The sequence below is a fragment of the Kitasatospora sp. NPDC091257 genome (assembly GCF_044757675.1).
GTDB classification, from domain to species: Bacteria; Actinomycetota; Actinomycetes; order Streptomycetales; family Streptomycetaceae; genus Kitasatospora; species Kitasatospora lactacystinica.
In genome coordinates this window covers 1-1,087 of the sequence record NZ_JBIVVI010001871.1, presented here as the reverse complement: position 1 = coordinate 1,087, position 1,087 = coordinate 1, and the positions used below count along the sequence as shown (strand labels likewise).

The 1,087-nt window shown below is 75.7% G+C and carries 1 protein-coding gene and 1 pseudogene; one reads left to right on the top strand and one right to left on the bottom strand.

The features are described from left to right. A pseudogene (locus ACIQOV_RS42590) lies at nt 1-95 on the bottom strand (nitrate/sulfonate/bicarbonate ABC transporter ATP-binding protein); the annotation flags it as partial. 116 nt (nt 96-211) lie between these two features. Between ACIQOV_RS42590 and ACIQOV_RS42585 the strand changes: the two are divergent. Next, nucleotides 212-1,060, top strand: a complete 849-nt coding sequence (locus tag ACIQOV_RS42585) for a hypothetical protein (RefSeq protein WP_359908005.1) — start codon at nt 212-214, stop codon at nt 1,058-1,060. Nucleotides 1,061-1,087: the final 27 nt, after the last annotated feature.

Genomic DNA, 1,087 nt, shown 5'->3' with positions numbered 1-1,087 from the left:
CGCAGGTTCTCGGCGGTGAGCACGTCGAGGGCGGAGAACGGCTCGTCCATCATCAGCACGTCCGGTTCGACGACCAGCGCCCGGGCGAAGCCGAGCGGGCAGGATTCCCTGATCCGTCCCTGAGGATTGCCTCATTCCGCGCCCGGCGCCGGACATTTCGGGGAGCATGGGAAACGTCCCACCCACCCGCCCCCGACGGACGGAGCCCGCGATGGCCGGACTGCCCGACGACTTCACCGGACACGACCCCACGCGGCCGGGGCCGGGCGGTGGCGCCCGGGCGATCCGCTGCCCCGCCTGCCGCCGCGAGCACCTCTACGAACCTCCCTCCCTCCCCTGCCCGTGCGGGGCCTCGCTCAAGGTGCCGCTGCTGCGCGGCGGGGTGCCGGTGCAGGTGCGCTTCCGGTCCTGGGAGGACTCCTGGCTGAGCATGCGCTGCCCGCACTGCGGCCGCTCCGACCAGTGGCCGCAGCCCGAGTTCACCTGCAACTGCGGCGCCACCGTCCGGCTGCCGGTGGACCGCGCCACCCGCCTGGGCGGCGGCACCGCCGCCCCGCTCGCCGCCCCCGGCCCGCAGGCCGCCCGCCCGTACCCGGCCCACCCGATGAACGCGCCCGCCCCGGCCCCGCCCGCACCGCCCTCGGCCGGCCGCCCCCGCCCGTTCCGCCACCGCGCGCCGTTCCGCCCCCATCCGGTGCGCACCTCGCAGGACGCGGTGTTCACCGCCGCCCGCTACCTGGAGTGGCTGGGCTTCGACGACCTGGAGCTGACCGAGGCCCAGGAGCGCGACGGGGTCACCCTGCTGGGCAGCCGGATGGTCGCCCAGGTGGACACCTGGACCGAGCCCGCCGACGTGAAGTCGGTCGAGTGCCTCTGGCTGCAGACCCTGCACGCCGAGGAGATGGCCGCCGCGATGTTCACCCTCGCGGGTTATTCGCACCAGGCCACCGTGCGCGGCGAACAGCTGCTGGTCGCCCTGTTCAGCCTGGACCTGGCGGGTGTGCCGCAGCCCGCGAACGGCGCCGCCGAGGCCCTGATGGAGACCGGCTGGACCTCCTGACCCACCGGGCGGCCCGCCGGGCCGCCC